Source organism: Candidatus Manganitrophaceae bacterium, from assembly GCA_012960925.1.
Lineage (GTDB): Bacteria > Nitrospirota > Nitrospiria > SBBL01 > JAADHI01 > DUAG01.
Map to the genome: position 1 here is coordinate 1 of DUAG01000015.1, position 6,882 is coordinate 6,882.

At 46.3% G+C, this 6,882-nt stretch carries 4 protein-coding genes; 3 read left to right on the forward strand and 1 reads right to left on the reverse strand.

The genetic code is table 11. The features are described 5' to 3' along the window. Positions 1–101: 101 nt before the first annotated feature. Entirely contained in the window at positions 102–1,511 is a 1,410-nt protein-coding gene (locus EYQ01_02520; protein ID HIE64689.1) for a hypothetical protein, read from the reverse strand. Positions 1,512–1,962: 451 nt separating this feature from the next. Here EYQ01_02520 and EYQ01_02525 point away from each other — a divergent pair, with 451 nt between their 5' ends. From EYQ01_02525 to EYQ01_02535, 3 genes are all read left to right on the forward strand, one after another. Continuing rightward, complete coding sequence (locus EYQ01_02525; GenBank protein ID HIE64690.1) at positions 1,963–3,192, forward strand: hypothetical protein; 1,230 nt, start codon at positions 1,963–1,965, stop codon at positions 3,190–3,192. A gap of 195 nt (positions 3,193–3,387) precedes the next feature. Beyond that, positions 3,388–5,028, forward strand: a complete 1,641-nt coding sequence (locus tag EYQ01_02530; GenBank protein ID HIE64691.1) for an acetolactate synthase large subunit — start codon at positions 3,388–3,390, stop codon at positions 5,026–5,028. A gap of 157 nt (positions 5,029–5,185) precedes the next feature. Further along, positions 5,186–6,616, forward strand: a complete 1,431-nt coding sequence (locus EYQ01_02535; GenBank protein HIE64692.1) for an aldehyde dehydrogenase family protein — start codon at positions 5,186–5,188, stop codon at positions 6,614–6,616. The last annotated feature ends 266 nt before the right edge of the window (positions 6,617–6,882 follow it).

Here is a 6,882-nt window from a genome sequence, read left to right on the forward strand (position 1 = left end):
AATTACACCCTATCAAAAATTGACGCTGGCAACACAGGCTCTACTTCTGTGAACCATTATTAATGGGGGGATTACCCCTTCTCCACTCCGTTTTTATTATGTTACTCAACGGATAAATTGATAGGTGGTGATGGTCTTCCCCCCCAGTCAAATCTTATGATCTTTATTTTTTGTGTTGCTTGATTATCACATGTTTGTAGATGGATGTACGAAACCTTTTCTTCAAACACGGTAAAGACGCTGGGATGGCAGTACCCTATATCAGAGTATACTATTTCCCATTCCGAAGTCGCCTCTCTACGACGCCTCAGAATACGAATTCCTGGCGAAAAGGCCCACTGTTGGCCTGATCCATCAACCATGAACACTTTTGCATTGAATGGCGTTGGTTCGGGTTTGGACCATTTCGCTATTGATCGGTCAAAATGAACCATCATTCGAAGTGGACCGATAGGCTGCATTATAGTCCAGGGGGTACCCTGCGAATCAATGGAGATGGAGGTTGGGGAAAAAAAAGTGCTGAAATCTTCCGCTTGTATAACAACATCTGCAGAGGTCACATCTATCGGTAACAGATATTGCGAAGCATCCGCCCGAAAGAACGATTTTCCTCCATCCGGAGAAAAGGCATATGAAGGGTATGTAGTTTCCATTCCGGCACCTCCTTCTCTCCACATCCATGAGAGATGCATGCCATTGTTCCCGTCAAACCCGAGTCGTATCAAGTAAACTGTCCACTGGTCTTTATAAGCGAAGGGGAACGTTGTTCCCGACACCGCCCCTCCAGGAAGGTCTGCGTCCTCATTCGTAACAGGGATAGGACCCCCAATTGCTTGCCAGGTTTTACTCATAATGTCGTATTTAGCGATTCCTCCAGAAAACCCTCTCTCACTCCATGCCCTTTTAGGCCGTGTCGCGTAACGGTACGTAATATACAGATCATGATTCCTATCTACGAAAAAGGCAGGATAGGTGATTTGATTTCCTGGAATGGCAGCAGTCCCAATGGAAGAAAATGCAATACTATTTAGATGTTTGACAGCATATCTATCTTCTGTTGTGATCGGATCTCCACGAAAAACAAAACTATTTATATCACCTGGTTGTTCGGAGACAGCGTATTGCCACGGCATATTATGCATATTATATGCAACATGGATATACCCATTTTTATCAACTGCAATGGACCCTTGTGTATGATAGGGATCCTCCAATGTTTGATTTTCTAAGACATGTGAGGACCAGATCCATTGTCCCAGACTATTCTTTTCACCTTTTCGAACAACCGTCAGTAAATTTATCCCATTATTTACCCCTTCTGCGGGTTGGACATCGACCGTATAAACGGCCCCTTTATAATAAGCGACAGAGCTTGCAAATCCATTAATATTTGACTTGTCGACCTGCAAAGGTGGCAACACCTCCTCCACCATTCCAAATAAAGGAGGGGCCATCAGGCCGAAACTTGTGACAAATTGAATCAGAATAATATTCCAAATAAAATATTTCATGCGATAGGTGAAGCTCCTTTTTAAAGAGATACTCTACTAAAAAGTCATTTATAATCAATCTTTTATTATCAAATGGTTTGGAAAAATAAATCTTAAGAAAAACACCTGTTGAAAAATTGACCTTTTGAAAGGATTACTCGAAGGAATACAGTAGTATTACCAAGAGTATACGATATATTCTCTTATCGATCCGTAACAGAGTATATCAGATAAAAATAGAATATTTCATTTTTGTGATCAATCGACAAGGAATATTGATATCTTTTCGGTGTTATTTTTACAGATTCTGATTAGCCTGGAATTTGAGTTAGCTTTTTGTTCTTTCCTGACTCATCTTTAGCATTTTTTCTATTATTGCCTTAAAAAGAAAACCGACACTATATTGAATATGTAGAACCAGTGATTTATAATATGGTATTTCTGGATTAGATCCCTTCCGAGAAGGTCCGCAATGATTTTTATTAGATTAATTTATTTAATTCATGATTTGATCAATCCGTTATTGAGGATACATCAAGCGTTCATTCAAGGGTTGTTGGTTCTCGGGATTGTTTTCTTATCAATTTTATTAAACCCCACAGGAGTCATGGGCAAAGCATTTCGGGTGATTCCTTCTCTAACAGTAGAAGAGCGCTTTGATGACAATATTTTTTCGGTGGCTCGTGTCCGTGAACGTGATTCCATTACAGTCATCAAGGGATTACTCCGGTTCAATCGGGAAGGGGTCAGACTCAAATCTCAGGTTCAATACAATGTCCGTTTCGAGATTTTTTCACGCCATACCGAACTCAATAAAGGACGACCTTTTCAGGAGCTGTCAGCAAAAGGTATCTTAAAGTTAGGTAAAGGGGCCCAACTAGAGTTGATTGAGAGCCTCTCGTTTACACCTGTCCAGGCCGAGTTTCTGGGGACTAGTCATGTGGGCAACATTTTAGGAGAGGGGATACGGACGCGCCGGGAGGAGTCTTTTCGTAATGTCGCTGATATTAAGTTTCGTCAACCTCTTACAATGAAAATAATATTTTTGTCCGGATTTAAAAATGCGATATCTCGCTACGATAACCCTGCATTAATAGACCATTCTCGTAACGATGTTACGGTGGGAATAGATTATGAGATTGCTTCGTGGAGTATCCCCTCTCTTAAGTATCGCTATGAAAATATTTCCTACGATGGTATTGGAAATGCAAATATTAATTTTGTGAATTTAGGATATACCCATAAAATTTGGCGGACCGGCACGGTTGATCTTTCTCTCGGCATTGCATTTTCGGAAGAATCGGATGGCAAACGACTTGACCCCCTATTCGTCGGGCAACTCGATATAAACAGGAGTCTGAGAGATTGGGAGTGGCGGGTCAGATATGCTAGAAAGATAGGAATAAGCGGTGGTTTTTTAAAAGCGCTTTCTATGAGTAATCGGGTTTCCCTGAATATGAGCAGAAAAGTAAGACGGAATTTGACGGCAAGGCTTTCAGGGAACTATGCCCGAAATAAGTCCATTGGCAGAGTTCAGATTGATGTTCATTCCTACGAGGGCCGTTTCGGTCTTGAGTATTTGATCAATCCCTCTCTGATGATGAGACTTGGTTATTCCTATCTTAGACAGGAATCTGATGATTTTGTAACATCCAACATTATACGAAATCAGACACTGATTTCGGTAATGGCTAGATACTAGAAAAAGAGGAACGTACGGGCGGGGATTATCTAACCCCGGATCTTGAAATAATCACGGAAGATGGTTGAGGTTATGATACATTTCGATATGGAAAACAGTTTCGGGTGTACGCCTTTCGGAGGCACATCTTGTGTTGAACAGGCCATCGTCATAAAATCCTGGAGCGCGTAGATGTCGAATGAGGGGAAGGGATCGATGCAGACTGCGGCGAAGCTGTTGATTCGTTGTCTGGAACATGAAGGGGTCGAGTATATTTTTGGGATTCCTGGTGAGGAAAACCTGGATGTGATGGATGCTTTGCGAGAGAGTTCTATTCGCTTCCTGACGGTCCGGCATGAGCAGGGTGCTGCATTTATGGCAGATGTGTACGGGCGTTTGACCGGTCGTGCCGGAGTCTGTCTGGCGACACTCGGTCCTGGGGCAACCAACCTGGTGACGGGAATGGCAGATGCAAATATGGATTATGCCCCGATCGTGGGCATAGCCGGCCAGGGGGCAACGACACGTATGCACAAAGAAAGTCACCAGATCCTTGATCTGGTGAACCTGTTTGAGCCGATTACCAAGTACAGCACTGAGATCCGTGACCCTGGAGTTATTCCTGAGATTGTACGCAAGGCATTCAAGGTTGCTGAGGCGGAAAAACCGGGCGGGACATTTATCAGCTTCCCGGAGAATATTGCAGCCGCAGAAATATCTGAGGATGTCGCTCCTTTACGGGTACAAAGCGCATTCAGTCCCTCTCCTCCGGACGAAAAGGTCCGGCAAGCGATCAAAATTATTGATGAGGCACGCTTTCCTATTATCATGGCTGGGAACGGTGTCGTACGAAGTGTTGCCAGTGATGCCCTCCTTGCCTTTGCTGAGAAACTGAAGATCCCGGTGACCAAAACCTTCATGGCAAAGGGGGTCATTCCCTCTTCGCATCCTCTTTCGCTCGGGACGGTTGGCCTGCAGGCACATGACTATGTCGCTTGTGGTTTTGATCGGGCGGACGTGGTGATCTGTGTTGGTTTCGATATGGTGGAATATCACCCGCATTTGTGGCATCCCGGAAAAGACAAGAAAATCATACATATTCATCAGAGCGCTGCGGAAGTGGATAGCCATTACATTCTTGAAGCCGGGGTGATCGGAGATATCACAACATCACTGAACCGTATCGCGGAAGGGGCAAAGGAGAAAGAGGGGCTTCAGGTGGAGACCTTAAGGGATGCGATCGACGGCGAGTTGGACTGTTATGCCGATGATGATGGCATGCCGATGAAACCTCAGCGAATTCTATCTGACACGCGTCGGGTGATGGGCGCGGAGGATATTCTGATTTCGGATGTTGGTGCGCACAAGATGTGGATTGCCCGTTTGTACCGCGGTGAACGTCCCAATACCTGTATTATTTCCAATGGTTTTGCCTCAATGGGCATTGGCGTCCCCGGCGCGATTGCGGCGAAACTTGTCCACCCCGAGCGACGGGTTCTGACGATCACGGGGGATGCCGGTTTTATGATGAACTCCCAGGAGATTGAAACAGCGCTTCGTTATGAACTCCCCATCGTGATCATGATCTGGAATGACAGTGAATACGGCCTGATCAAGTGGCATCAGGAGCGCCGCTTCGGAAGATCCGGACATATCAGTTTTAATAATCCGGATTTTGTGAAATATGCGGAATCTTTTGGTGCAAAGGGCTACCGTGTTGAGCAGGCCGACGCCTTGGTTCCTACTCTGGAAAAGGCATTTAATGATCGCACGGTCGTGGTGATTGATGTCCCGGTTGATTACTCTGAAAACATGAAACTGACGAAGAAACTGGGCGATCTGATTTGTCCCATTTAAAGAAAGGTTAGGTTCAGCTTGCCTATATTTTCCTCTAGGACAAGGCACGAGGAGCGGAAAACCGGAACGTATGTGTCTATACGTGAAGCTTTGAGCACCGCAGCAACGCGGTCATGGAGGAAAATATGGGTGAGCTGAATCGTTACAAAGGAGCGTTATGTATTTTGCTATAAGAGTTCTAGGCGCAAAGGCTGCGGGCAGGCTGGAAGTCACATCCCCTTATGATGGCCGACTGCTTGGAACCGTGGAAACCATTGATGCCGTGGGTGTTGAGCAGGCCTTGAAGAATGCCACGGCGGTTTTTCAGAATCGTGATCAGTGGCTGCCCGCGGATAAGCGAATCTCCATTCTGGAAAAGATGGCGGAACTGATGAAGGAGAATTTCGATTTCCTAGTGGCTGTCGCGCTTGCGGAAGGGGGAAAACCAATGATGGATACCCGCGTCGAACTGGTTCGCGCCATTGATGGTATCAGGAATTGCATCGAGTGTATACGGACTGAAAGAGGAGAAGGAATTCCGATGCGTCTCAATCGCGCATCGATGAACCGCTTGGCGTTTACCCGGCGCGAACCTGCCGGTGTTGTTGTTGCAGTTAGCGCCTTCAATCACCCTTTAAATTTGATTGTGCACCAGGTTGGCCCGGCGATTGCTTCGGGCTGCCCCGTGATTATCAAACCGGCAGAAGATACGCCCTTATCTGCATTCGCTTTGGTTGATTTATTTCGGGAGGCCGGTCTGCCGGAGGCCTGGTGCCAGCCTGTTGCAACTCAGGATCTCACTGTTGCCGGGAACCTGGTCAGTGATCGACGTGTTGCCTTTTTCAGCTTTATTGGAAGTGCCAAAGTGGGTTGGATGCTGCGTTCCCGTCTGGCGGCGGGAACACGCTGTGCCTTGGAGCATGGGGGTGTCGCACCCGTCATTGTCGCGGAAGATGCGGACCTTGAGGACATGCTGCCCTTGCTGGCAAAGGGAGGTTTTTATCATGCAGGACAGGTCTGTGTCTCAGTGCAACGTGTTTTTGCCCACAAAAGTATCGCTCGGAAAGTGGCGGAAGGGCTGGCTGCTTTGGCGGAAAAGAGTAAAGTTGGAGATCCTGTCAGTGAAGAGACTGAGATTGGTCCATTGATCCGAGCTCGGGAAGTGCCTCGTATTGAGACCTGGGTGAATGAGGCGATGTCTTCCGGAGCAGAATGTCTGGCCGGGGGAGAGCGTCTCTCGGATGCCTTTTACAGGCCGACTGTTTTGTTCAACCCGCCGTCAGAGAGCAAGGTGAGCCGGAAGGAGATCTTTGGCCCGGTCATTTGTGTTTATGAGTATGAGGTAATTGATGATGCCATTAAAGAAGCAAATTCCCTTCCTTATGCATTTCAGGCTGCGGTGGCAACCCGAAATATTGATACGGCGATGCATGCTTACACGCATTTAAACGCGTCAACCGTTTTGATTAACGATCACACCGCCTTCCGTGTGGACTGGATGCCCTTTGCCGGATTGCATGAGTCAGGTTACGGCGTGGGGGGGATTCCCTATACCTATCGTGATATGCAGATCGAGAAAATGGCGGTGATACGCTCCAAATTTTTGTAGAAGTTTACTGGTTCCCGATTCCGATTAAATGGGGTTAGATGAATCCTGTCCTGTAACAACGCTCACCATTCCAAGCTTGAAAGTCCTCAAAGCTGATGACGTACAGAAATCGAGTACAAACTCCCTCCTTTCGGGTCGGAATTTTCCATCCTAAGCCTCTCTGCATACTCTGAAGAGGTATTTTTGCAACGGTAATCCTCCCTAAATATAAAGGTGCTCAGAAGTAGAATTTTCCAATATAGTAATTTAGGAGGAGAATCTACGAT

Bases quoted from the DNA above. Each gene is read 5' to 3' on its own strand.
- EYQ01_02520 (HIE64689.1), bottom strand. From the start codon at position 1,511: ATGAAATATTTTATTTGGAATATTATTCTGATTCAATTTGTCACAAGT.
- EYQ01_02535 (HIE64692.1), top strand. From the start codon at position 5,186: ATGTATTTTGCTATAAGAGTTCTAGGCGCAAAGGCTGCGGGCAGGCTG.
- EYQ01_02525 (HIE64690.1), top strand. From the start codon at position 1,963: ATGATTTTTATTAGATTAATTTATTTAATTCATGATTTGATCAATCCG.
- EYQ01_02530 (HIE64691.1), top strand. From the start codon at position 3,388: ATGCAGACTGCGGCGAAGCTGTTGATTCGTTGTCTGGAACATGAAGGG.